Below are 25793 nucleotides of genomic sequence, written 5' to 3'. Positions count from 1 at the left end.
TTCACTTCATTGTGAATGATTTTTTTTTTATTTTTGTTATATTATATATCCTATATGAGTTGGTTTAAGAAAATTTTCGGAAAAGAGAAAAAAGAAACATTAGACAAGGGATTGGAAAAATCTAGCCGATCTTTTTTTGATAAAATTGGGAGAGCTATTGCAGGAAAAAGTAAAGTCGATGATGAGGTTCTTGATGAATTGGAAGAAGTGCTGATTTCTTCGGATGTAGGAATTGAAACCACACTTAAAATAATAAAAAAAATAGAAGAACGGGTTGCAAGAGATAAATTTATGAATACTTCAGAATTAGATCAAATTCTAAAAGAAGAAATTATGAATTTATTGGCAGAAAATAAAAGTTCTGATTCTGAATTTGAAATTCCGGAGGATAAAAAACCGTACGTTATCATGGTAGTGGGAGTTAATGGAGTTGGAAAAACAACGACTATAGGAAAACTTGCTTATCAATTTAAACAACAAGGAAAGAAAGTTATATTAGGAGCGGCGGATACGTTCCGAGCGGCAGCCGTAGATCAATTAGTCATATGGTCTGAAAGGGTAGGGGTTCCAATAATTAAACAAAGCATGGGATCAGATCCTGCTTCTGTGGCTTTTGATACCGTTCAATCTGCCAAAGCGCAAGGTGCCGATGTGGTATTAATTGATACTGCGGGTCGTTTGCATAATAAGGTTAATTTAATGAATGAGCTTAGTAAAATAAAAAGGGTTATGCAAAAAGTAATTCCCGATGCTCCTCATGAAATATTATTGGTATTAGACGGTTCCACCGGACAAAATGCATTTGAACAGGCCAAACAATTCACGGCAGCTACCGAAGTTAGTGCTTTAGCGGTTACCAAATTAGACGGTACAGCCAAAGGAGGAGTAGTGATCGGTATATCCGACCAGTTTAAAATTCCGGTAAAATATATTGGAGTGGGCGAAAAAATGGAAGATCTCCAACCCTTTAATAAATATGAGTTTGTAGACAGCTTTTTCAAAAAAAATTAAAAGTTTAAGCATTTCATTCTAAAGTGAAAAGAATTATCTATTTAGTTATCATGCTGGTTACTTGCTTTGCTTGTAAATCTCAGCAACCTAAAACGGTTAGCAAGGATAAGCTTTGCAAAGTTGAGTATTCTAATTATGGAGGAATGAATGGTTGGGAAGAATCTTTTATGATTACTCAAGAGAATAGTTCGTATCATTCAATTATCAGAAGAACGAACACAATCGCAAAAGAACTGGAAAAAACGCCTGAAGACGTTTGGAAAAAATTAGAATCTACTTTAGATATTCATTTACTTGAAAAAATTAAAAGCGGTGAAAGTAAACGTTTGTATGATGGGAAAGATACTAAATACAAGATAGTCTTATGTTCCGGTAAGGAATATTCGTTTATAAATTCTCAGGATTCAGAAGAGTTCCAAAAAATGAACGAGTTTTTTTCTACACTTCTGGATAGTAAAAATAAAATACTGATAAAAATCAACAACCCAAAAAAACTCAAACCTTAAAAAAATGTATAAAATAGCATATCTGACATTGTTTGTCATACTAACATCTTGCGGAAGTTGTTTTACCTCTTCAGAGAAAGCAATTATTTATCAGTCTCCCGACTCTCCGGCAAGAGTTTTAAAGATAAATCACAAGGAGGATTCACTGATTGTTAGAAAACCTTCTAAACGAATAAAAAAAATACACAATAATAAAGACTTGGAGCAGCTGATAAAGAAGCTGTACTTAACTATGTTGGAAGAAAACGGAGTAGGAATTGCAGCACCTCAAATAGGAGTAAATCGAAATGTTTTTTTATTTTATCGATTGGATAAGGAAGAAAAAACGGTAGAAGTTGCTATTAATCCACGAATTATTTCTCATTCTACCGAATTACTATGTTTTCAGAATGACGGATGTTTATCCGTACCTAACCGATATGGAGCTTCGCAACGTTATGCCTGGATTGAGGTGGAATATACGGACCAAAATGAAAAAAAGGTTACTCATAAATTTTTAGGCGGAAGTCGCGCCGAAGATTATACCGGTACTATTTTCCAACATGAATTCGATCACCTGCAAGGAAAGCTTTATATTGATAAACTTTGTAAACCTAACTAGTTTTTTTATTATCTATATTAATGTTGTTTGAAGATACTATTTGTGCATTAGCTACTCCACCGGGAACAGGGGCATTAGGAATTATCAGGGTTTCCGGTAAAAATTCAATCTCTTTAGTTAATTCTGTTTTTAAGGGTAAAAATCTAAATGAGGTACCTTCTCATACGGTTCATTATGGTTTTATTAAAGATGAAAATGAAACGATTGATGAAGTGATGGTTTCCGTTTTTTTAGCTCCTAAAACTTTTACGGCAGAAAATTTGGTGGAAATCACATGTCACGGTTCCCAATATATTGAACAGCAAATTCTTTCCTTATTACTTAAAAAAGGGTGTCGATTGGCTCTGGCCGGTGAATTTACACAACGTGCTTTTCTTAATGGACGTATAGATTTAAGTCAAGCCGAGGCAGTTGCCGATTTAATTTCTGCCGAAAATAAAGCCAGTCACGACATGGCTTTATCTCAAATGAGGGGGGGATTTTCCTCTCTTCTCAAGGAATTACGAGTTGAATTATTGGATTTAGCCTCACTTCTAGAGCTGGAATTGGATTTTTCAGAGGAAGATGTTGAATTTGCCGATCGTTCTCAATTAGTACAATTGATGGATAAGATTTTAGGGGTTATAAATCCATTAATAGAATCATTTTCTTACGGAAATGCTCTTAAAAACGGGGTTCCGGTTACTATTCTAGGAAAGCCAAATGCGGGAAAATCAACCTTATTAAATGCTTTATTACAGGAGGAAAGGGCCATCGTCAGCGATATTGCGGGAACTACTCGCGATACCATTGAAGAATCGTTAGTTATTAATGGTATTCAATTTCGATTTATAGATACGGCGGGATTACGGGAAACGGAAGATCAAATAGAAGCTATCGGGGTAGCCAAGGCTTTGGAAAAGGCTAAGGAAGCCTCCATTATATTATATTTGGCAGATGTAACAGAGTTAAATTGGGAGGAGATAAAATCTGATCTTATTAAATTTCAGAGAGAAGATGTATCTATCATTGTATGTTTAACTAAGCTGGATAAGAATAGCGAATTCAATGTTTCTGAAATTCCCGATGAAATTTTACATAGATATACAGTACTGATGGTTTCTGTTAAGCAAAATCCGGATCTTTTAGAACTTAAAGAAAACATGTATTCGTATATAGAATCTCAAAAGTCCACTTCTCAAACAATTGTAACTAATGTACGTCATGTGAATGCTTTGATTCGAGCACGAGAATCTTTACTTTTATGTAAAGAAGGTTTACAAAACGGATTAAGCAGCGAATTGATTGCCATTGATTTGCGACGTGCGTTGGAAGCGCTCGGGGAAATCGTGGGACAAGTTTCTAATGATGAACTGCTAGGAAACATTTTTGGTAAATTTTGTATTGGAAAGTAATCTCTGATTTAAAACTCTTATTTCTATGTAGAAAGTACGATTAATAAAGAGTTTTCAATACATTCTTAGATTGTTTTGTTTATTCTTTTTAATTGATTTTTGTTTACTAATTTGCTTACTATGTTTTCTAAAATGATATTTTTTAGGAAATTTATACGACCAAAGTTAGAAAAACCTTATGAGTAAAGTGAAATTACCTTATATTTTTGATTTACTCATTAACTATTTAGTTTCAATGTGGTAAATGAATAAAAATGTAGTTAATAAGTCATTTAGAAATTAAAAGAAAATATGTAATTTGTAATAAAGAATTTATAACAAAAAGTAGTAAAAGTATCTATTATTTTAAACTTGTTATAAGTGTAATTGGAGGCTGAAATAAAAGAAAATTTTGTAATTATTCCATAGGACAAACCTGTTATAATTAAAGAGATTTTACAAAGTAAACTTTATTTAACTATAAAGGAAAGTGTGATTTACTTTGAAATAATTATTTCATTTATTTCTTTTTCTACTTCATCTATTTTTAACATAGATAAAGAATTCAATGTAGGAGTATCTTGCCATACAGAGCTAATTTTGTTTTGTTTACACAATTGATAAATCTTATATCCAAAATAGTTTTTAGTTTTATTAAGGTTATCTTCAGATACTCCTTTAATATTGTTTCTCCTCCATGTTTTGAAAAATGGTTTATCTCCATCTCTATCATATTTTTTATCTCTAGTTTTAATAGTTGAAAATGAAGATATTATTTCATTATCTTCAATTTTTTCTATTTTAGAAATATCTATTTCATTGAATAATTTATCTAATTCTATCCAAAATGGGGTAATTTTATTTTTTCCTGTATGATCTTTTATATTTTCTATTACTGAATTCAAAAAATCACGTGGAAGACTACCATTTAAGAAACCATTGTTACTTATAGATTTTATACATCCTTTATTTTTTGAGATATTTGATATTAAAAGAGTATTAATTTCAGTAAATAATATACACTTAAATTTTAATTCTACAAAAGTAAAATCAAATAATAATTTATTTTGTTTTAGTTCTTCTACTCTATGAATAAAATTAGGATAATTGTTAAGTTGCATATACTTTAGTTAAGAGTTTGTGGTTATATTTAATAAACTTATCTGATATAAATTTATTGTAGATGTGTTTTTAAGGTAGTAAAACAACTTTAAAATAATAGATGAATTTTTATCAAAAGGAGAATAAAATGTCGTATAATCTTTTAATTAAAGTTATAAGAAGATTTGTGATTGTAGTTAACAATATACATTTATATTCAAAATACTATTTTAAAATTTAGTCTTCCTAAAATTATATATGGTAAATACTAAAAATTATAGATTATTATATCGGAAGAATTCTAAAGTTTATATAAGAGTAATTTATCAGAATAAAGAATATAAAGTTAGAACAATTATCTTTAACTTTTAATTCATGGATATTAATATAAAATGAAGAATTTTAACATTTTAAATTAACTATTTGGTTGATTAATAAGATATTAAAATATTGGATAAAACTAAATTTATATTTGATTGTAGGTCATTACTTTAATTTTACAAAAAGGTAAGGTTACTTAGTTAATTAAATTTTAGCAAAACATAACACACAAAAAATAAAAAAATATAATTAATTTGGATTATATGTGTGTTTTTTGTTATATTTGTAAAAAATATTAAGATGGAAATTGGTGATAAGATAAGAGAACTTAGGATGAAAAAAGGATTTTCTCAAGAAGAACTTGCTGTTCGTTCAAATTTTTCTAAATCATATATTCAGAAATTTGAAGAAGGTAAGCGAGAAGTTAAATCATCGCAATTAGTACAAATATCAAATGCTTTAGGCATAAGTATTTCTGAAATTTTAGATGGAACAAATTATAATTCAGATGAGTTTACACTTAGGAATATAGAATTTAGAGAAGGTTTTAAAATTGTTTTTAATCAAGAATTTTTTGAGAAAAAAATTTTAGGAGAATTACATAGAAAGTATAATTCATATTGCCGATTAGAAAAGTTAGTTGGAGCATCAATTATATTTCAGAATCCATTAAAAAATTTTGATATTATTTCAAATAAAAAACAGATAGAAGAAGCTACAAAGATTTTAAGGAAAAAGTGGAAATTTGATATTACACCTATTTATGATATTGTTAGTTTTTTAGAAGACTTAGGGGTGAAGATATTTGAGGTAGAAGAAGATGAAAGTTTTGCTGGGTTCTCATGTTGGGAAAGATATACTCCTATTATAGTCATAAATGTTAAGAATATAGATATTCCTAGGAGGAGATTTACTGTTTTACATGAATTAGCCCATCTTCTTTTAAAATTTGATGATAATATATTAAAAGAAGATTTAGAGAGATTTTGCGATCATTTTGCTGGAGCAATGCTATTACCTTATGATGTTCTAATGGAATATATAGGGGAAGAACGAAGTATAACTTTAGAGGAATTAAAAAGAATTAAGAGTAAATATGGAATTTCAGTTTTTGCAATTTTAGTAAGGATAGTGAGCCTCGAAATTATTAATTGGGAAAAGTATTATGAATGGAAAAATTTATACGATACTTGGAAAAATAAAGATATTTCTTATAATAGTAATGAAAAAGTAAGTAGGTTTAATTATTTGTTAGCAAAAGGATTAAGAGAAGAACTTTTTAGTGATAGTGTTGCTAGTCAATTGTCGGGCATACCAATATCGGTATTAAGAAGAAATTCATTTAGTAAAGAATTTGATTTGAGATGATGGTATTGAATGATATAGAGCAAATTAGACCGATGCATAGTTTAAATATGATAAAAAATGGAATTTTTTATGTTTCAAATTTATATTTATCTGAAAATTATCTTGAACTCAATGAAAGATTGCTTATAAATGATTTAAAAAATAAAGAAGAATTAAAAATTTTTGAATTAAGTAATGATTTTTATGATTTTTTCTTTAAAAATAATAATGAAAATTTAAAAATTGGAATTACAGATATTTCATCAATATATTACGCAATGAATAATAATTTACCAGTAGTTACTAAATGCAAATTTGTGAAAAATTTTGCCGAACAAAATAATGTTCATGTATATGATATAGACAAGGCTCTAAAGATTATAAATATAGACCAGGAATATATAAATTATCTTAACCGTATGATTATTTAACATAAAATTGGCTTTAAAAAGAAAAGCCTAAATCATTGAATTAGGCTTTATTTTAATTAAGAAGAATAAAAATTATTTATACTTCAAATAAACTCATATCATAAATGTATAAATAATTCTTCTTTTTACAAAAGTATTTTTTCAATATTTAAATAACTTTTCTTTTTAAAATGCTTTATTTGATTAATTAGCAATATTTTAAAAAATTAAAATTATCGCAATTCAACCTCCAAAATATGGAAGTCTAAAGGTTGCAATAAGTTGCTCACTAATTCAAAAAAGTAAAAAACAGGTTTGTGTATTAAACGAAACATAAATACGGACAAGGTTATTGATTTTAAGACTTGGTTGTCAAATTCAATTATTAAAGAAATAAAAAAATAAATAAATTATGGAGAATATTTTTATACAAAAAAAAGTAGGACTTAACGCTGAAAAGAGTTCTGGGATGTTAAAAGTAGAAAAATTATGTAAGTTAATAACGGAACATCCACATAAAGATGCTATTTATGAAGCTTTTGAAATAGAAAAAATTAAAGATGAAATAATATGTATAGATTTCATTGATACTTTATTTGAAAAAATTCACTATTATAACACCAAATATAATAGATATTCTATTTGCGCTGAAACAAAAGATATAGATGTTTATCAAAAAATTGAGGTTGTAGATGGAAAAATTCAAAAAGATATTATTTTTAAATTCGAAGAATATATTGATGGTGATGAAGTAAAAAATGACTTGAGCGCAATTGCTATTTACAATTCTAAAAATACGTTTTTAGATGAATATGATATGACCAAATACGCTAATAATCTTTTTAAAATTGGAGAATCGGATTTAGCCAATTATAATGTTCAACATTTTAAAACTAAATCTAAATTTCAAAAGGAGTATAATAAACTTAGAAGTTATAGACTTGTAGAATATGACAACCAATTGTATTTACGAGGAATAACATCTGCAACTAAATATAATGAGTATGGAGTGGATTTTAGTTTTGTTGTTTCGATGTTAATCCTTCATTCAAATATGAAATTAAATAAAGGTATCGAATATATGATTAAAAGTGCATATATTAATGAATCAAAATTAGAAATAATAGTTTCAGAAAAACTTTTAAAAGATGCAGGCTCATTTGGAAAAGTATCAACAGCAATTAATATTTCAACTAATGATTTAGGACAAGGATCATTGATTTTTTTAAACATTTTGAGTGTTGGTCAATTAAATAATAAAGGTTTCTTTCTTTATCCCAAAAAATATATACAAGAAAATGGAGTGCGAATAAATCATATAACAAAGCCTGAGAAAGTATTTTCGATACTAAAGGATATGGATAAAATACTTAACACAAGTGATAATTTAATTAAAGAATTAGAAGAAATAAAAACAATTAAGCATCCGGATGAATTGCGAATGAAAATTTTAACAAAGATTAGTAATCCTAAAAGTTCATTAAGCAGAATTAAAAAATTATCTGATATATTTGATAGGAAAATTGATAATGAGATTTCAAGTTTTGCTAAATTATTAGAAATGTGCAATAAAGCTGAAGAATTAGATATGGAATTTGATTTAAAAGATAAACTTAGATATATAATTTCAGATATTATACTTTATGGAAATAAAAAAAATTAGTAGGTAAATTTAAATTATATATTTTAACATATAAAGCTTCATCATAAAAAGTTGAGGCTTTTTTTGTTATATAGATAACTCGTTTATGTTTGAATAAAAAATTTATTTTTAAAAATTAATATTTTCTTACTTAACTTATGCAAGCAAACTCAGTTTTTTTTAAAAATACATAATGAAGATATATAAATATTCTTTAGCTTTTAATATTTATTTTTGATTAATTCTATTTCCTGAATGGATGAATAATTGATAGAGTAGATTTTAAATATTGCTTATTCTTTTTATACATTAAAGTTGCATTTTTACGAACAATAATGCCTAAATATTTTCTGTAATGTATTTAATATAAACTCAATTAAATAAATACGAAACTTTAACCATCCAATTCTTTTAAAGCAAGGCTATATAGAATAAATTCATAACACTACTTATGCTACATATCTGAATTTATTGAATATTTCTTTTAAATAAGGTAATTTGTTATATTAATCGTACAAAAACTGTATTTATTAGAAAAACCTAAATATCTTTTATATAAAATAGAATTATACGAAGGAAGTACAAGGGTAAAATCAATGAAAGTAGTTGAATTAGATTAATTTAATAAATAAGTTGGAATTCCACGATAATGAATGTAGGAGCAGTTGGGCAAAGTAAAGGAAATATTGATAAATTATCTATTGTAAATTGAGTAACATTTTCAAAAGAAGAAAGGTTATAAGAAAAAAGTGAATTATTGAAATGTTCAATTAAAAAGAAAGTTCCTGCATTCAATTTTTATAAACTTTTTTACCTTAAAATTATAACGTGGATCATTAATGTTCACATTACAAAAAACCGATTATGTATTGTAGTAATTCTCATTTAATAAGGTTTACTTAATTTGATCAATCCAGCAATATTTAAAGCCGGTTTAATTGAAAGCTAATGATCCAGTTAAATTTAAATAATTACCCCTTTGCTAATTTTTAAACTATTATTAATAGACTTTAGACACATAAAAAAAGTAAATTTGACTTCATAAAAATATAAGAAATGAAAATAACAATCTTATGCTATCCCACATGCAGCACATGTAAAAAAGCAATCAAATGGTTACAAGATAATACCATAGAATTTAAAGAAAGAAATATAGCAAAAGAATGTCCAACGAAAGAAGAATTAAAAGAATGGTATCAAAGATCAGGATTGCCCATAAACAAATTTTTTAATACATCAGGCAAACTGTATAAAGAATTAAATCTTAAAGAAAAAGTAAAAAAAAGCAGCGAAGACGAGCTCTTATCACTTCTATCTACCGACGGAATGTTGGTAAAACGTCCCTTAGTGATAAGTTATTCTCTTATTTTAGTAGGATTTAAAGAAGAAGAATGGAAAAAAGCACTACTAGGCTAAACTAATCATCAATACCCCTTATAAGAATATACTTATTGATAATATAGTAATCATAATGAAGTTATGGCTTAATTATTGAATTCTATCTCAAAAAAGTATATGAAGAAATTTTTATTTGTTTTATTTGCGATAATTTTTATACAGATTGTTTCTGCTCAGGCAATAGTTAAAAATTTAAGAAGTTTTACCGTTTTGCGTGTTTATGATAAAATTCCTGTGACGTTACTTTCCTCACTGGAAGAAAAAGTAGAGATCAGCGGAGTAAAAAAAGATGACGTAAAAATCGTTAAAAAAGGCGGAGAATTAATTGTTAGAATGGATACGTTGAAATTAGAGAACGACGATGAGTTAAACGTAAAGGTATATTATAAAAAGTTAAATAATATACATGCTTACGAAGGATCAACCATAACCGGTCATGATAAATTAGAAGAAAATCTATTAAATATCGGAGCTACTGAAGGTTCGAAGATTACCGTTCTTGTTGGAGTAAACAAAATACATGCCAAGCTAAAATCCGGAGGAGAAATCAAAATTTCTGGATTGGCAAACCATCAAAATATTAAAATTACATCCGGGGGCACCTACGATGCAAAAGAAGTGGGCTCAAATAAAATTGCAGTAGCAGTTACTTCCGGAGGAACAGCATCTGTTTATTCTAATGGATTAGTTGAAACCAAAATAAAAGATGGGGGAGATATTAATGTCTATGGAGGAGCGGAAGTAGTTAAAAAAGATATCGAGGGCGGTTATGTGAATATATACTAAATATAGCTTATATAAAAATATTAAATACAGCTATAGATAAAATCTATTATAAAGAATTGCAGGAAAAAAATAATTAAACTAAAATTGTATCCTTTTACACAAGAATTTAAATATTAGTTTAATTAGTTTAGTTTAAATTGTAGCAAAAGATCTTTTTGCTGCAATTTTTTTTGAAAAATTTTAAAATTGTAAAGACTTTCTAACTCTTTTGAGTGTTTCAGATGCTATGCTTTTTGTTTTTTCAGCTCCCTCTTTAAGAATATTCTCAAGTTCATCAATATGATTCATATAGTAATTATATTTTTCTCTGGCTTCACTAAATTCACGTAGAAGAACTTTAAATAATTCATTTTTAGCATGTCCGTATCCGTAACCACCGACTAAGTAGTTTTCTCTCATATTTTCCACTTCTTCAGGAGTGGCTACCAATTTAAATATAGAAAACGCATTACAAGTATCCGGATTTTTAGGTTCTTCCAATGGAGTAGAATCGGTTACAATAGACATAATTTGTTTTTTCAACTCTTTTTCAGGAGCAAAAATTTGAATCGTGTTTCCTCTGGATTTACTCATTTTATTTCCATCAGTTCCGGGGACATACATCGTATTTTCTTGAATTTTGGCTTCAGGGACTACCAAAACATCGCCGTGTACGTGGTTAAATTTTTGAGCGACATCTCTAGTCATCTCTAAATGCTGCAATTGATCTTTACCTACCGGAACGATTTGTGCATCGTATAAAAGAATATCCGCAGCCATAAGCATAGGATAAGTAAACAGCCCGGAATTTACATCTTCCAATCGATCGGCTTTATCTTTAAATCCATGCGCCAGAGCCAAACGGCTATAGGGGAAATAACAAAGCAAATACCACATAAGTTCCGTTACTTCGGGGATGTCTGATTGTCTGTAAAAATAAGTTTTGGAAATATCCAAACCACATGCGAGCCAGGTTGCCGCTATTTCATACGTATTTTGTTTAAGGACTTCAGCATCTTTAATTTGCGTCATGGAATGCAAATTGGCAATAAAGAAAAAAGATTCATTAGAAGGATCCTTGCTTAACTTAATAGCCGGTGCAATGGCTCCTAAAATATTGCCTAAATGTGGAGTACCCGTACTTTGTATGCCTGTTAAAACTCTCATGGTATATTTTATATGATAAAATGCAAATTTACATTTAAAATATAAAGTGCAAAAACTTATGCATTTTTATTATACCATATAAAGATTAGAACCCGCATAAGAATACAAAATGGAGTACTTTTTTATACAAAACTATTTCATCCACTCTTTAGGAAACATACCGGGTTTGAAGAAATAAACACCTATGAGAAATATCGCTCCGAGAGTGATGGAAGAATCGGCAACATTGAATATATAATTAAAAAATTGAATCCTTTCACCTCCCCATACAGGAAACCATTCGGGCAAATAAGTGTCTATAAGAGGAAAACGAAACATATCCACGACACATCCCCCAAATAGAGGAGCATATCCTTTAAAATTAAGCTTGGAAATTCCCGAATATCCGTACCAATCCTTCACAACCGAGTTATAAGTTGTACCCGAATCGAAAAGGACTCCATAAAAAGTACTGTCAATCAAATTCCCGATTGCACCCGCAAAAATTAATCCTGCCGGAATGATAAAATACCAAGTATTAGCCTTTTTAGACCATTTGTTGATATAATAAGCCATTAAGCCTATTAATACCAAACGCAATAAGCTCAGGCCTATTTTACCTATGAATCCTCCAAGTTGCACTCCATAAGCCATACCTGGATTTTCAACATACGTAAGATAAAACCAATCGAAAACTTTTATTTCCTCATGAAGATGAAAATGCGTTTTAATGTAAATTTTTGATACTTGATCTAATAAAAGGATAAAAAATGTTATCCATAAGACTTTCTTCATTCTTACTATTGATTGTTTTTAGCCTCAATGCTTAAGGTAGCATGAGGAACCGCTTTCAATCTTTCTTTACCTATTAATTTTCCGGAAATTCTGCAAATTCCGTATGTTTTGTTCTCAATTCGTATTAAAGCATTTCGCAAATCACGGATAAATTTCTCTTGACGAGCCGCCAAATGGGAGTTACTTTCTTTACTCATGGTTTCCGAACCTTCTTCAAAAGCTTTAAAAGTAGGAGAGGTATCATCCGTTCCGTTATTTAAATCATTAACAAACGCTTCTTTCAGCATAGTTAAATCATTTTCCGCTTTTTCAATTTTATCAAGAATAAGTATCTTGAATTCTTCAAGTTCTTCGTCAGAATATCTAAGTCTGTCTTCAGTCATAATTACACTTTTTTTAGTACGATTTTAATTTTAATTTCATTAATGTCTAATTCCGTCCCATCGGTAGTGTTACTTACAAAAGTTAATTTCTGTGTTAATGTTTCAGAACATATATATTCCATATTTTCGTTAACGGATTTTTCAATTTCCTCATTCGCCTGAATTTCTAAAGATATTTTATCGGTAACTTCCAATCCATTCTCTTTTCTGAGATTTTGAATTTTATTTACCAATTCTCGAGCAATTCCTTCAGATTTTAATTCAGGTGTGATAGTGATATCGAGCGCAACGGTTAATTTGCCGTCGTTGGCAACCAACCATCCCGTAATATCTTGTGTGCGAATTTCAACATCATCCAAGTTTAGTTCATAGCCGGACAGAGTTATAGTTCCGTTCTTTTCCAACTCTTCAATTTGAGAGGAAGATAATTGTTGGAGCTCTTGGCTAACGGCTTTAAGATCTTTACCTAATTTAGGTCCTAACGTTTTAAAATTAGGTTTTACGGCTTTTACAATAATATCAGAAGCTTCTTCAGGGTTCAATAATTGAACTTCTTTTACATTGACCTCTTGTTTTATTATAGGTATTATGGATTCGAGATTTTCCCTGTCATTGTTACTTAAAACAGGAATCATAATTTTTTGCAACGGTTGTCGAACTTTTATATTTTCTTTTTTACGCAAAGAAAATACCATAGTGGTAACTTTTTGTGCTAAATGAGTTCTTTCCAACAATAAATAATCGATTTCATTTTCCTGTTTAACAGGGAAATAAGCTAAATGAACCGATGCATAAGGTTCTTTTCCCGTAACTGCGTTTAAATCCTGATACAATCTATCGGAATAGAAAGGTGCTGCAGGAGACATTAACTTAGCAATAGTATCCAAACATTTATAAAGAGTTTGGTAAGCAGAAATCTTATCATTGGAATATTCTCCTTTCCAAAAACGTCTTCTTGATAATCGCACATACCAATTACTTAAATTATCTATAACAAAAGTATTAATTGCTCGTAAAGCTTTGGTTGGCTCATAATCGGTATAGAAAGAATCCACTTCATCTATCAAAAGATTAAGTTCGGATAGGATCCATTGATCTAATTCGTTTCTTTCTTTAAAAGGTATATCATCCTCTTTATAACTGAATCCATCCACGTTGGCATATAAAGCAAAGAATGAATAGGTATTATATAGAGTTCCGAATATTTTACGGCGTACTTCATCAATGCCCTCCAAATCAAATTTCAAATTATCCCAAGGTTGGGCATTGGAAATCATATACCATCGAGTAGCATCCGGCCCATACATAGCCAAGGTTTCAAAAGGCTCAACAGCATTTCCTTTACTTTTGGACATTTTATTTCCTTTTTTATCCAAAACCAACCCATTGGAAACAACATTTTTATAAGTTACGCTGTCAAAAATCATGGTTCCGATTGCATGTAAAGTATAGAACCAGCCGCGAGTTTGGTCTACTCCTTCAGCAATAAAATCTGCCGGATAGTATTTTCGTTTGTCTATTAATTCCTTATTTTCAAAAGGATAGTGCCATTGAGCGTATGGCATGGCTCCTGAATCAAACCATACATCAATCAAATCACTTTCTCGCTTCATGGGCTTTCCACTCTCTGAAACTAGAACTATTTGATCTACAATATTTTTATGAAGGTCTATTTTATTGTAATTTTCCTCGGAAACATCACCTACAATAAAATCTTCAAAAATATTTTTAGACATAAATCCGGCTTTTACGGATTTTTCCATTTCATCAATCAACTCCTGAATAGAACCAATGATGATTTCTTCTTTAGCATCTTCGGTTCTCCAAATAGGAAGGGGAGTACCCCAATATCTTGATCTGGAAAGATTCCAATCATTAGCATTTTCCAGCCAATTACCAAAACGACCTTCTCCCGTTGATTTAGGTTTCCAATTGATACTTTGATTTAATTCGGTCATTCGATCACGAACTTCCGTAATTTTTATAAACCAAGAATCCAAAGGATAGTAAAGAATAGGTTTGTCTGTTCTCCAACAATGAGGATAGTTGTGATTGTATTTTTCTACTTTAAAAGCCTTATTTTCGGTCTTTAAAAGTATGGCTATTTCAACGTCGGTTGAACGTTCCGGAGCTTCGTTATCGTTATAATATTCAATGCGAACATATTTTCCCGCAAAAGGTTCAGGTAAACTTGAAATAAATTTACCCTGTAAATCCACTAAAGGAACAGTATTTTGATTTTCATCAAGAACCAACATACCGGGTACCCCGTGTTCTTTTGCAACTTTCGCATCGTCTGCACCAAAAGTAGGAGCAGTATGAACAATACCTGTACCGTCTTCAGTAGTCACATGGTCTCCATCAATCACTACAAATGCCCGATCCGCATCTTCATACGGTAATGTCCAAGAAAGGAGTTGTTCGTATTTTATTCCAACTAAATCTTTCCCCTTGTATTCGGCAAGAATTCTATAAGGTATTTTTTTATTTTCAGATGTATACTCTTGAAAATCGGCATCAGATTCAGCAGGTACGAATTTACCTGAAAACTGACTTCCTACTAATTCTTTAGCGAGTATAACATTGATGGGTTCAAAAGTATATTGATTAAATGTTTTTACCAATACATAATCAATAGATCCTCCTACAGTTAACGCCGTATTAGAAGGTAAGGTCCACGGTGTGGTAGTCCAAGCCAAGAAGTATACATCGCCCTGAATATCCTTAAATAAAGTGGTGCTTTCCTTAATTGCTTTAAATTGAGCAACAATGGTAGTGTCTGTAATATCTTTATATGCACCGGGTAAACTCAACTCATGACTGGAAAGCCCTGTTCCAGCTTTAGGAGAATAGGGTTGAATGGTATAACCCTTATAAAGTAAATTTTTATCGTAAATTTGTTTCAACAACCACCAAACACTTTCCATATATTTGGGATCGTAAGTAATATAAGGATGATTTAAATCTACCCAATAACCTATTTTTTGAGTTAATTCGTTCCAAGCACCGGTATATCGCATAACTGCTTCTTTACAAGCCTTGTTGTATTCTTCCACAGTTATTTTTTTACCAATATCTTCTTTGGTAATACCTAATTCCTTTTCAACTCCAAGTTCAACGGGCAAACCGTGGGTATCCCAACCGGCTTTTCTATTGACCTGTTTTCCTTTTAATGTTTGGTATCGGCAGAAAATATCTTTAATGGTACGAGCCATTACATGGTGAATGCCCGGCATTCCGTTAGCTGAAGGAGGTCCTTCAAAAAATACGAATTGAGGATTGCCCTCACGAGATTTTATACTCTCTTGGAAAATATTATTTTTTTTCCAAAATTCTAAAATTTCGTCTGCAAATTTATTTAGATTTAATTCTTTATATTCTTGAAATTTATTGCTCATTTTCTTTTAAAACAAATGCGAAAAAAATTGATTTGCGAATATACGAAAAAAAAGTCTATCTTAAATGGACTTTAATTGTATGGTAAAACTAATTTATTGTATTACAATCAGCGATTTATAACTTTTAAAAAAATCGTATTTTTAAAAAATACAGATCAATTAAATTACCGTATATAGGGAATGTTATACCCTAAAATATTTCGTTAGCTTATAAGATTTAACTATTTATTTTTTTTATAAAAGGGGTGATATAAGTTTAGCTATGGAATTACCTAAATCTACCCATCGGTTTCTTTTTAACCATTCCTTATAGGAGACTTCCGTACTGTTTTCAATATCTTCCATAAAAGCATCGTAAAGTTCTTGATTAATGGTTTCGCTGTAAACTAAGGCGCTTATTTCAAAATTTAAATCAAAGCTCCGCATATCCAAATTAGCTGATCCTATAACGGAAAGATTGGTGTCGGAAATTATGGTTTTAGCATGTACAAATCCTTTCGTATACCTGTAAATTCGAACCCCCGAGGCTAATAACTCTTTATAATAGGCGCACGAAGCTGCATTTACAATGATACTGTCCGATTTATACGGAACCAAAATCCGAACGTCCACTCCGCTTAAAGCTGCGTACTTTAAAGCATTAACAATAGTTTCATTAGGGATCAAGTACGGCGTCGTTAAATAAAGCCTCTTTCGGCTGGACATTATAATTCCGTTGTATACAAGCATTATGGTTGCTCGATCGCTATCCGGACCACTGGCGGCAATCTGCATAAGTTCGGGGTTTTCGTCTTTAGTGGTGATATCTTTAGACGCGTGAAAGTAGTCTTTGTCAAAAGGATCGACGTCATTTCCGGAACAAAAGTTCCAATCGGTTATGAAATTATATTGAAGTCCGTTCACCGCTTCTCCTTTCACCATAAAATGGGTATCGCGCCAAAATAGTTTGCTGTTCGGAGTATTAATATATCGGTCGTCAACATTAATTCCGCCAATAAAACCAACTTTAGAATCAATGATTATGATTTTACGGTGATTTCGGTAATTCATTCGGTTGGCAAAAGCATAAAGTTTAATTTTGTAAAAAGCAGCGGCTTGTACCCCGCCTTCACGCAATTCTTTTATCATTCTTTTGTTCAACGAATGGCTTCCAAAATCGTCGTAAATAAATCGTACGGTTACGCCTTCTTTGGCTTTTTGTATTAAAATATCTTTAATTTCGTTTCCAATACGGTCATCAGCAAAAATATAATATTCAATATGGATATGTTTCGTTGCTTTTTTTAATTCTTCAATAACCTCTTTAAATTTATTTTCACCATTGATAAGCAACTTGGTATTGTCGGCCACATAAAGAGCAGAAGAAGTATCTTTTAATAACATTCTTATTGAGTGAGTTTTACCCTCCAGTAATTTATTGTATTTGTTGATTCTCTTTTCAGTATGTTCATTTATTTGATTTCTGAGTATCTGATAGAAGTTTCGATCGTGAGTATATTTTCTTTTATACAATTTTTCCAATCGGTAGTTCATTCCAATCGAAAAATATAATATTACCCCAATAATGGGAAGGATAATAACTATAAGTAAATAACCGATTGCTTTGGATGGATTTTCCGTATTTTTGATTATTTTAAAGATGGTATAAATAATAACAAGTGTATAAAGAACAGCTCCTACTATTGAAAGATATTCAAAGTTTAAAGATTTAAACCATGCAATAAATTTATCCATATTTTTGAATCGAAAATTTTCATATAAATTTAATTAATATAATTATTTAATAATATTTAACATTTATAATTCAAATTTTGCAGTTTATAGATTGTATGTTTGATAAAAACTAATTTATTTATAATAAATCGTATTTATTGTGCAAATAATTATATTAAAACAATATAGTTGATGGAGATGGTAGGCTGTGTAAAAATTTTGGAGATAGGATGTAAATTTAATTCTAATAGCATGATTGAAAGCTTATGATTTTATCCATTGCTATCAAATAGGTAAAAATATTGGTTATTTTATTTAGGGATCTAAATAAATTTTACATCCTAAAAATTATATAAATAAGTTGTTTATATAGAAGCGGTAGTATCTTTTGTTTCGAGATAATCCCAATCGCTCTTTACTCTTAAAACTTGTTCGATCACATCTCTCACACAACCTTTACCGCCTTTAATAGGTGAAATATAGTCTGCAATAGAAAGAATTTCGGGACAAGCATCTTTGGGAGCTGCTCCAATTCCCACTTGGTTCATCACCTCATAATCGGGCAGATCGTCTCCCATATATAAAACTTCATGAGGTTTCAACCCGTATTTGTAAAGAAAATCTTCCAAATCATCCCATTTATCTTTAGAATCAAGATAGATGTCAGTTATACCTAAATAGTTAAGTCGGCTCACTACAGAGGCATCCTTTCCTCCGGTAATTACGGCAATTTTATAACCTTTCTTTACAGCAAACTGTAAGGCAAACCCATCTTTAGTATTCATATTTCTTATCATTTCGTTATTAATGAGAATGATGGATCCGTCGGTCATAACTCCGTCTACGTCAAAAACGAATGCGCTAATATGATTGAGCTTTTCTTTATAATTTATCATGGTAAGTTTCTAAAATGGAATTAGTTAGTAAAGAATAGATTTGGTATAAATTGGAATCAGACTCTAAGATAGATAAATGTTTTTGGATAACAACTTGGTCATTTCTTTTTGCCGGTCCTGTTTGAGCGTCATATGAAGAAATGTCATCATTTATTTTTTCAAAAGTTTCCTTTATCAAAGGTTTTAAAATCTCAAAAGGTATGTCTTGTTTACGGCAAATTTCATTGGCTATGTAAAGTAGATGATTGGTAAAATTGTTGGCCCATACACCCGACATATGTATTTTCAATCGCTTTTCTGAATCAACAACATAGGCTTCATCAGAAATTCTTTTAGCCAAATTTAAAAGAATAGTTTCATCATCTTTATTTTCTGCTTCAATAAAAAAAGGAATTTTATCATATTCCAACGCTCTTTTTTTTGAAAAGGTTTGCAAAGGATAAAAGACTCCTTTTCTGTATTTACCCTTAAGCGCAGATAAGGGGATCGATCCGGAAGTATGGACAACTAAACAATCTTCAAATGGTACATAATAAGATATTTCGGAAATGGCCTTATCTGAAGTGCAGATAATATAGATGTCTGCCTTAACAATTTCTGAAATTTTATCTGTATAATTAATATTATAATCTTCTGCGAAATTTTGTGCTTTATCCAGAGTTCTGTTGAAAATCTGTACGACATTCACCGTATTTTCAAGTAAGGCTCTGGTTAAATGATAAGCAACATTTCCGGCCCCTAGAATTACAACATTTTTATGCATATTTTCATCATTAATTATTTCTTAATTCGGCATGAAACTGGGTTGAAAAACGATCTAACAACTTTTTCATAACCTTATCAATGTCTTGATCCGTAAGGGTTTTATTTTCATCTTGAAGGAAGAAATTCAATGCGTATGATTTTTTGCCTTCAGGTAGATTTTTGCCCTCATAAACATCAAAAAGATTTACGGATTGAAGCAATTTTTTTTCTGTTTCAAAGGCTGCTTTATATAAGTCAAAATATTTTATATCTTTATCCAGTAAAAGAGCTAAATCTCGGGTTGAGCCCGGAAATTTAGGGATTTCAGCTAATTTATAAGGTTTTTTCTTAGAGGCAAGATCCACCCATTTTTCCCATTCCAATTCTGCATAAAATACATTACCTTTTAATCCGAATTCTTTTAAAAGCTTAGGATTGATACTTCCTAATTTACCTAAAGAAGATCCGTTTACAAAAAGTTCGATGCCGTCTTTATACAGAGAAGAAGACTCTAACGGTTTTTCATCAATGGATATATTAAAACCGGTAAGTAATTGGCTTACAATTCCTTTTAAATGAAAAAAAGTAGAGGTATTTTGAGGAATAATCCAATTATTTTCCTGGAAATTTCCGAATAAAGCTACCGAAAGTTTTTTATTTTCAACATAAGTTCCTGCGGAATTTTTAAAATAAGTCTTTCCGAATTCATAAAACTTAATTTCTTTCTGATTACGATTGCTGTTAAATGATATACTTTGTAATACTCCATATACCAGGGATTGCCTCATTACACACAAATCTGTGCTTAAAGGGTTAACCAGTTCCACGTATTGGGTGTTTTCATCTCTACGAGCCGTTAACGAATTATTGATGATTTCGTTAAAACCATTATATTTTAATTGATTAGCAATCGTGTTTTCAAGAAATTCTTCATCAAAGGCATTTTTATTTTCATAAGCAAACGAAAACTTTTCAGGAATATCAATTTGATTGTACCCATAGATTCGTGCAATTTCTTCAATAACATCTATTTCCCTCGTCACATCTACACGATAGGCCGGTACTATAAGATCCAAAACTTCGTTTGTATCGCTTATGATCGTAAACTCTAATGATTTTAAGATTTCTTTGATCTGTTCTCTATGGATTTTCTTTCCTAATATTCGATCGATTTTATGATACCTTAAAATAGTATTTACGTTTTTTATTGGATTGGGATATATATCTATCATTTCTCCAACAACGGTTGCATGGGTTAACTCTTTAAAAAGCTCACAGGCTTTTTTCAAAGCAATCAGGGTATAATTAGGGTCTACACCTCTTTCAAAACGGAAAGAAGAATCGGTATTTAATCCTTCTTTTTTAGAGGTTTTTCTTATAGAAACCGGATCAAAGTAAGCAGCTTCTAAAAAAATATTTTTAGTTTCATTGGAAACTCCGGATTCTAATCCGCCATACACACCGGCTAAGCATAAAGGAGTATCCTGAGCGTCCTTTATAAGTAATTCGGAATCGGATAGATTTCTTTTTACTCCGTCTAATGTAGTAAACGTAGTTCCTTCCGGTACCGTTCCCACTTTTATTTTTTGACCGCCAATTTTATCGGCATCAAATGCATGAAGAGGAAGTCCATAGGAATGTAATATATAATTAGTTATATCTACTGCATTATTTATAGGAGATAATCCTATGATTCTTAATTGGTTTTGTAACCAATCAGGAGAAGGTTTAATTTCAATATTTTTTAAATATATACCCGAATATCTAGGGCAGAGTTGCTCATTTTCTACCTCAACACTAATCGGATTTCCTTTTGCTTCATCCAATTTAAAATTTTCGAAAGTGATTGGTTGTAATTCAGCCTTGATTTTTCTGCTTTTAAGTGCCGCATATAAATCACGAGCTACCCCATAATGAGACATAGCATCTGTACGGTTAGGAGTGAGCCCTATTTCAATGCAATAATCCTTAGAAACATGGATCACCTCATTAAGAGGAGTACCCACTTTTAAATTAGTATCAAGTACGAGTATGCCCTCATGGCTTTTGCCTAAACCCAATTCATCTTCGGCACAAATCATACCGAAAGATTCTTCCCCTCGTATTTTACTTTTCTTAATTTTAAATTCGCTTCCGTCTTCGGAATATAAGGAAGTACCAATAGTGGCTACAGGTACTTTTTGACCTTTTTCTACATTAGGTGCCCCACAAACAATTTGAACGATTTGATCCCCTAAGTTCACTTTAGTTAGTTTCAGTTTGTCCGCATTCGGGTGCTTTTCACATTCAATGACTTCACCGACAACTACACCTTTTAGACTGCCTTTGACAGATTCAATTTCTTCAACATCTTCTACTTCCAAACCTGTGTCTGTAAGTATGGAAGCTATTTTTTCAACAGATAAATCAGTCTTAATATATTTACATAACCAATTATAAGAAATTTTCATTGATTTTAACTATTTATATTAAAAAAATCTTATGTAAATAATTTATTTACATAAGAGCGAGAAAAGTGGTTTATATTTTAAAATTTATTTAGTTATTAAGCATAACAGGCATTACCAACATTAATATGTCTTCATTCTCATCCAAACCGTCTGCAGGTTTAATAATTCCCGCACGATTGGGCGTGGACATTTCAAGGGTAATGTCTTCCGATGAAATGTTGTTAAGCATTTCATTTAAGAATTTGGAATTAAATCCTATTTTCAATTCTTCCCCATTGTAATCACAAGGAAGGCTCATATCCGCTTTATTAGAAAAATCAACATCTTCAGCGCTTAGCTTAAGTAAATTTCCATTTAAAGCTAAACGTACTTGCGAAGTTGATTTATTTGAGAAAAGGGCAGCTCTTTTTAGAGAGCTTAAAAATAATTGCCTGTTTATAGTCAATACGTTCGGATTCTCTTTAGGGATTACGGCATCGTAATTAGGATATTTACCGTCTATTAGCCTACAAACCCATTGAGTTTCATTGTGAGTGAACCGAGCATTGGTTTCATTAAATTCAATAATAACCTCATCATCATATGCAATCAAGGCATTTTTCAATAGAGTAAGCGGTTTTTTGGGCATGATGAATTCTATATCTTCATTCGCAGAAACATCTTTACGAGTATATTTTACCAAGCGATGAGCATCGGTAGCTACAAATCGACATTCCGAATTGGTAAATTGGAATAATACCCCGGTCATCACGGGACGCATGGCGTCATTACCGGTTGAAAATATAGTATTGGCGACCGCTTCTCCTAAAACGGAGGCTTTCATGGTAATAGACCTGTCTGTGTCTAATTCGGGTAGGGTAGGATACTGGTCTACATCATCCAAAGCTATGAAGTAGTTGTCTTTTTCATCCACAATTTCTAGTTGATTTCCTTCTTGTGAAAAGGAAAGCGGCTGTTCGGAAAAAGTTTTTACTGTATCGGTAAGCAGTTTTGAAGGAACCGCAATTTTTCCTTTATCTGTACTTTGAACTTCAATACTGGTTTTCATGGTTGTTTCACCATCAGATCCATAGATGGTTAATTTATCAGAATCCAGATCGAATAAAAAATTTTCCAATACAGGTAAAGATGAGTTTCCTCCGGTAACTCCACTTATTAATTGTAATGCTTTTAATAATTCTCCGCTTGAAACTATGAATTTCATATATGAATTTTTTCTTAATAGTTACAAAATTAGTTTTTTTCATTCTAAATCAAACTCTTTTTTTTTATTTTTTATTGAAAAAATCATATTATCTATTTTAAAATATATATAAATTATAAATTCTTTATGATATATTGTTTTATTTTTAGGGATTTAAATTTTTATAATTATAATAAAAAGATAATTTCTATTTTTAAAAATATTTAGAAAATTATTTTTTACTGTCAATTTTGTTATGATGAAATTTTAAACCGATCTCCCTGTTTTTAATTGATTTAGTAAAAGCTTAGATGTATGGTTTTATATCTTATTTTGTTTTCAAATCTTTGATTTTATTTAAAAATAATAATTGAATATATATAGTGTTTAAAGGAATACGGGATCCATTTTGACCTATAATTAAGTTAAAATGATTATATTTGCCAATTAATATTGAAGAATTATCCATTGGGGATGACCGGTTTTGACAGCAAGATCAATGGGTAAGTAAGCATGTCGAGTCACGTAAGGTAATCTCGTTAAACTTCCGTTACAAACTTATAACTGGCAACGAAGAATACGCTTTAGCTGCTTAATACGACCGAATTATAGTAAGTCCAAGCGATCTCCTTACCAGGTAAGGAAGCTAAATGTCTCTCAAAAGCCCTTCTCTGCGGCGTTTGGTTAAGAGGCACGGGAATGCGGAGATAGAACAGGACACGCATCGGGTTATGTTCGAAAATTTAGATGATAAGCTGATTGTGGGGTGTGAATTCTCAGCAATCAGCCGAAAATTAATAATTCACTAAGCATGTAGAAAGCTTGCGTATTGCTTGTTTGGACGAGGGTTCGAATCCCTCCATCTCCACTTTTTAAACTCGCTTAAATAGCGGGTTTTCTTGTTTTTTATGGTTATTTAGGTAAGTTTTTCATCTTCGGGAATACTATTATTCTTAATTATTTTTTACATTTTTAAATAGATTCAATGAGGCTCACGATTTTTTCGTATTCATCAAGTTCTTTTTTATAATTCCTAAAGAAGTAAGATTTGAAATTCACTTTTTGATTAAAGAATAACTAATATTGATCCTATACTATATTTAAATTTTATACTTTTTAGAGTGTTTGATTAAAAAACACATACATATAAAATAATCTTATTGCTATCTCATAAACTATATATTTGCCTTTTTAAATATTATTTAATTGTATTTTGATAATATTTGTATTCCTGAAAATATGTAAAATAAGCTTTTAAGATAAATAAGAATTTATTTAAAAACAGATAAATCAAGATGATTTTAAATTATTTTAAAGTTTAAGAATTAAGATTAAAAACTAAAAAAATCAATATAGAAATATATATGAAAAATAAATAGTTATGCATATAACTAAATTACTTTTGATTATATCCTTTAAACCAACTTAGAATAATATTTTTTATTAATTAAAATTAAAACGAATAGCAAACAGAAAGTTCCTGAATTACCAGGAACTTTTTTGACTAAATAGTACAAGTATATTGAAATTTTCAAAGATTAACTTTAAGGCTTTTTAGGAAGTACTGCTTCTGATAGCACACTCACTACAGGTCGATTAGTTCCGGCTAAAATCTCATTAACAGCTTTCAACAAAGTCAGTTCTTCTTTAAGTTGAGGTGCTGATTGCTCAACTAATTTAGCCGCAAGACCCGCTGCCGGTACTCCTTCCACCGTTTGTTCTAAACGATCCATTTCTTTCAGAGCATCTTTTGCGTTTTCACCTCTTCCAATACGTACCCCATATACTTTATTTCTTCCCGATAATCCGGTAACTTCCAAGTCACCCACTCCGGGAAGTCCGAAAGCTGTTTCCATACGAGCACCCAAAGCTTGACCCAACAAAGACATCTCTTTTATAGCACGACTGAAAGTAGCAGCTTTTAAATTATGATGAGGAAATTCGGTACCTTCTTCCAGTCCGTCAGCAATACCCAGAGCTATGGCGTACACATTTTTCATGGGGGCACAGATTTCTACTCCAATTTCATCATCGGTCGCTTCAATACAGTAAACCTCTGTTCTTGCTTCTCCGGCATATTTTCGTGAAACTTCAATATCCTTGCATCCGAAAATGGTAGCCGTGGGTTTACCGTCTGCACACTCGTTGGCTTTTACCGGTCCGGCAATTGCAACGACAGGAGGGATTTGTATTCCTTTTTGTTTAGCTAGGGTGCGAATAGCTTCGGGAAGAAGTTGGATTTTTCCTTTTTCATCGGGACAAAATCCTTTAGAGGTCAACCAAAGTGCTTTTGCTTTGGAAATTCCTTCTAATGCCATTTCAGTAACTTTAGGAACACCTACTGAGGCAACCGACATCACCACTACATCTGCTCCTTCTAAAGCGTTTTGTAAATCATTGGAACGAAAGAGTTTAACTCCTTTTGCTAAAGGTATTTTAGTTCTTGGATGAGGTTTACCTGCTTCACAGGCATCCAATAAATGATCGTCGAGCCAGGTACCCCATAACCTAACTTCCCAACCGGCTTTACTTACCGGTGTACATAAACCGGAGCCCATGGCTCCGGCGCCTAATATGGTGATTATTCCCATTTTTATTTATATTACGATT

20 protein-coding genes and 1 other RNA gene are annotated in these 25793 nt (G+C 30.9%); 10 read left to right on the top strand and 11 right to left on the bottom strand.

Annotation, left to right across the window (positions count from 1 at the left end):
- Positions 1-54 precede the first annotated feature (54 nt).
- From ftsY to mnmE, 4 genes are read left to right on the top strand one after another with little or no spacing between them, the layout of a single operon-like run.
- Entirely contained in the window at positions 55-1011 is a 957-nt protein-coding gene (ftsY, locus tag G8C41_RS07435) for a signal recognition particle-docking protein FtsY (protein ID WP_105297294.1), read from the top strand.
- A 23-nt stretch (positions 1012-1034) separates the two neighbouring features.
- Positions 1035-1517 carry a hypothetical protein gene (locus G8C41_RS07430; protein WP_166007020.1) on the top strand — a complete coding sequence of 161 codons (483 nt, stop codon included), beginning with the start codon at positions 1035-1037 and terminating at the stop codon, positions 1515-1517.
- Between the two features lie 4 nt (positions 1518-1521).
- Complete coding sequence (def, locus tag G8C41_RS07425; protein WP_166007018.1) at positions 1522-2118, top strand: peptide deformylase; 597 nt, start codon at positions 1522-1524, stop codon at positions 2116-2118.
- Positions 2119-2138: 20 nt separating this feature from the next.
- Positions 2139-3512, top strand: a complete 1374-nt coding sequence (mnmE, locus tag G8C41_RS07420; RefSeq protein WP_166007016.1) for a tRNA uridine-5-carboxymethylaminomethyl(34) synthesis GTPase MnmE — start codon at positions 2139-2141, stop codon at positions 3510-3512.
- A gap of 476 nt (positions 3513-3988) precedes the next feature.
- On the opposite strand, the gene G8C41_RS07415 is transcribed toward mnmE, so the two are convergent.
- Entirely contained in the window at positions 3989-4612 is a 624-nt protein-coding gene (locus tag G8C41_RS07415; protein WP_166007014.1) for a DUF6037 family protein, read from the bottom strand.
- Positions 4613-5213: 601 nt separating this feature from the next.
- Between G8C41_RS07415 and G8C41_RS07410 the strand changes: the two genes are divergently transcribed.
- The 5 genes from G8C41_RS07410 to G8C41_RS07390 all read left to right on the top strand — a co-directional run bounded on the left by G8C41_RS07410 (position 5214) and on the right by G8C41_RS07390 (position 10496).
- Positions 5214-6281 (top strand): helix-turn-helix domain-containing protein, encoded by a 1068-nt coding sequence (locus G8C41_RS07410; RefSeq protein ID WP_166007012.1) that lies wholly within the window; start codon positions 5214-5216, stop codon positions 6279-6281.
- Entirely contained in the window at positions 6278-6691 is a 414-nt protein-coding gene (locus tag G8C41_RS07405; protein WP_166007010.1) for a hypothetical protein, read from the top strand. Before G8C41_RS07410 ends, G8C41_RS07405 begins: the two co-directional genes overlap by 4 nt.
- A gap of 391 nt (positions 6692-7082) precedes the next feature.
- Complete coding sequence (locus G8C41_RS07400; protein WP_166007008.1) at positions 7083-8333, top strand: hypothetical protein; 1251 nt, start codon at positions 7083-7085, stop codon at positions 8331-8333.
- A 1035-nt stretch (positions 8334-9368) separates the two neighbouring features.
- The gene (locus tag G8C41_RS07395) at positions 9369-9728 is read left to right on the top strand and encodes an arsenate reductase family protein (protein WP_160568429.1); all 360 of its coding nucleotides are present in this window, start codon (positions 9369-9371) and stop codon (positions 9726-9728) included.
- 99 nt (positions 9729-9827) lie between these two features.
- On the top strand, positions 9828-10496 hold the full coding sequence (locus G8C41_RS07390) for a GIN domain-containing protein (protein ID WP_166007006.1): 669 nt from the start codon (positions 9828-9830) through the stop codon (positions 10494-10496).
- 180 nt (positions 10497-10676) lie between these two features.
- On the opposite strand, the gene trpS is transcribed toward G8C41_RS07390, so the two are convergent.
- The 9 genes from trpS to dnaN all read right to left on the bottom strand — a co-directional run bounded on the left by trpS (position 10677) and on the right by dnaN (position 23204).
- On the bottom strand, positions 10677-11642 hold the full coding sequence (gene trpS / locus G8C41_RS07385) for a tryptophan--tRNA ligase (protein WP_166007004.1): 966 nt from the start codon (positions 11640-11642) through the stop codon (positions 10677-10679).
- Positions 11643-11774: 132 nt separating this feature from the next.
- Complete coding sequence (locus tag G8C41_RS07380; RefSeq protein WP_166007002.1) at positions 11775-12416, bottom strand: lipoprotein signal peptidase; 642 nt, start codon at positions 12414-12416, stop codon at positions 11775-11777.
- A gap of 5 nt (positions 12417-12421) precedes the next feature.
- Positions 12422-12799: a TraR/DksA family transcriptional regulator gene (locus G8C41_RS07375; RefSeq protein ID WP_105297303.1), complete on the bottom strand. Its 378-nt coding sequence runs from the start codon at positions 12797-12799 to the stop codon at positions 12422-12424.
- 2 nt (positions 12800-12801) lie between these two features.
- Positions 12802-16197, bottom strand: coding sequence for an isoleucine--tRNA ligase (gene ileS / locus G8C41_RS07370; RefSeq protein WP_166007000.1), 3396 nt, complete (start codon positions 16195-16197; stop codon positions 12802-12804).
- Positions 16198-16431: 234 nt separating this feature from the next.
- Positions 16432-17931, bottom strand: a complete 1500-nt coding sequence (cls, locus tag G8C41_RS07365) for a cardiolipin synthase (protein ID WP_166006998.1) — start codon at positions 17929-17931, stop codon at positions 16432-16434.
- 344 nt (positions 17932-18275) lie between these two features.
- A complete protein-coding gene (locus G8C41_RS07360) occupies positions 18276-18803 on the bottom strand; it encodes a KdsC family phosphatase (protein ID WP_160568544.1) in 528 nt (175 codons plus the stop codon).
- Positions 18793-19569, bottom strand: coding sequence for a Rossmann-like and DUF2520 domain-containing protein (locus G8C41_RS07355; protein ID WP_166006996.1), 777 nt, complete (start codon positions 19567-19569; stop codon positions 18793-18795). The genes G8C41_RS07360 and G8C41_RS07355 overlap by 11 nt, the downstream gene beginning before the upstream one ends.
- Positions 19570-19579: 10 nt before the next feature.
- The gene (pheT, locus tag G8C41_RS07350; protein ID WP_166006994.1) at positions 19580-22000 is read right to left on the bottom strand and encodes a phenylalanine--tRNA ligase subunit beta; all 2421 of its coding nucleotides are present in this window, start codon (positions 21998-22000) and stop codon (positions 19580-19582) included.
- A gap of 88 nt (positions 22001-22088) precedes the next feature.
- Entirely contained in the window at positions 22089-23204 is a 1116-nt protein-coding gene (dnaN, locus tag G8C41_RS07345) for a DNA polymerase III subunit beta (RefSeq protein WP_105297308.1), read from the bottom strand.
- Positions 23205-23653: 449 nt separating this feature from the next.
- On the opposite strand from dnaN, the gene ssrA reads away from it, so the two are divergent.
- Positions 23654-24054, top strand: a transfer-messenger RNA (tmRNA) gene (gene ssrA, locus G8C41_RS07340).
- Between the two features lie 673 nt (positions 24055-24727).
- Here ssrA and G8C41_RS07335 read toward each other — a convergent pair.
- Positions 24728-25774, bottom strand: coding sequence for an NAD(P)H-dependent glycerol-3-phosphate dehydrogenase (locus tag G8C41_RS07335; RefSeq protein ID WP_166006992.1), 1047 nt, complete (start codon positions 25772-25774; stop codon positions 24728-24730).
- Between the last annotated feature and the right edge of the window lie 19 nt (positions 25775-25793).

Origin of the sequence: Apibacter sp. B3706 (genome assembly GCF_011082725.1) — a bacterium.
In the GTDB taxonomy this organism is placed as follows: Bacteria; Bacteroidota; Bacteroidia; order Flavobacteriales; family Weeksellaceae; genus Apibacter.
Note: the sequence above shows the minus strand (reverse complement) of the source record. Positions and strands in the feature narration are given on the sequence as shown.

Bases quoted from the DNA above. Each gene is read 5' to 3' on its own strand.
- ftsY (WP_105297294.1), top strand. From the start codon at position 55: ATGAGTTGGTTTAAGAAAATTTTCGGAAAAGAGAAAAAAGAAACATTA.
- def (WP_166007018.1), top strand. From the start codon at position 1,522: ATGTATAAAATAGCATATCTGACATTGTTTGTCATACTAACATCTTGC.
- mnmE (WP_166007016.1), top strand. From the start codon at position 2,139: ATGTTGTTTGAAGATACTATTTGTGCATTAGCTACTCCACCGGGAACA.
- G8C41_RS07415 (WP_166007014.1), bottom strand. From the start codon at position 4,612: ATGCAACTTAACAATTATCCTAATTTTATTCATAGAGTAGAAGAACTA.
- G8C41_RS07410 (WP_166007012.1), top strand. From the start codon at position 5,214: ATGGAAATTGGTGATAAGATAAGAGAACTTAGGATGAAAAAAGGATTT.
- G8C41_RS07405 (WP_166007010.1), top strand. From the start codon at position 6,278: ATGATGGTATTGAATGATATAGAGCAAATTAGACCGATGCATAGTTTA.
- G8C41_RS07400 (WP_166007008.1), top strand. From the start codon at position 7,083: ATGGAGAATATTTTTATACAAAAAAAAGTAGGACTTAACGCTGAAAAG.
- G8C41_RS07395 (WP_160568429.1), top strand. From the start codon at position 9,369: ATGAAAATAACAATCTTATGCTATCCCACATGCAGCACATGTAAAAAA.
- G8C41_RS07390 (WP_166007006.1), top strand. From the start codon at position 9,828: ATGAAGAAATTTTTATTTGTTTTATTTGCGATAATTTTTATACAGATT.
- trpS (WP_166007004.1), bottom strand. From the start codon at position 11,642: ATGAGAGTTTTAACAGGCATACAAAGTACGGGTACTCCACATTTAGGC.
- G8C41_RS07380 (WP_166007002.1), bottom strand. From the start codon at position 12,416: ATGAAGAAAGTCTTATGGATAACATTTTTTATCCTTTTATTAGATCAA.
- G8C41_RS07375 (WP_105297303.1), bottom strand. From the start codon at position 12,799: ATGACTGAAGACAGACTTAGATATTCTGACGAAGAACTTGAAGAATTC.
- ileS (WP_166007000.1), bottom strand. From the start codon at position 16,197: ATGAGCAATAAATTTCAAGAATATAAAGAATTAAATCTAAATAAATTT.
- cls (WP_166006998.1), bottom strand. From the start codon at position 17,931: ATGGATAAATTTATTGCATGGTTTAAATCTTTAAACTTTGAATATCTT.
- G8C41_RS07355 (WP_166006996.1), bottom strand. From the start codon at position 19,569: ATGCATAAAAATGTTGTAATTCTAGGGGCCGGAAATGTTGCTTATCAT.
- pheT (WP_166006994.1), bottom strand. From the start codon at position 22,000: ATGAAAATTTCTTATAATTGGTTATGTAAATATATTAAGACTGATTTA.
- dnaN (WP_105297308.1), bottom strand. From the start codon at position 23,204: ATGAAATTCATAGTTTCAAGCGGAGAATTATTAAAAGCATTACAATTA.
- G8C41_RS07335 (WP_166006992.1), bottom strand. From the start codon at position 25,774: ATGGGAATAATCACCATATTAGGCGCCGGAGCCATGGGCTCCGGTTTA.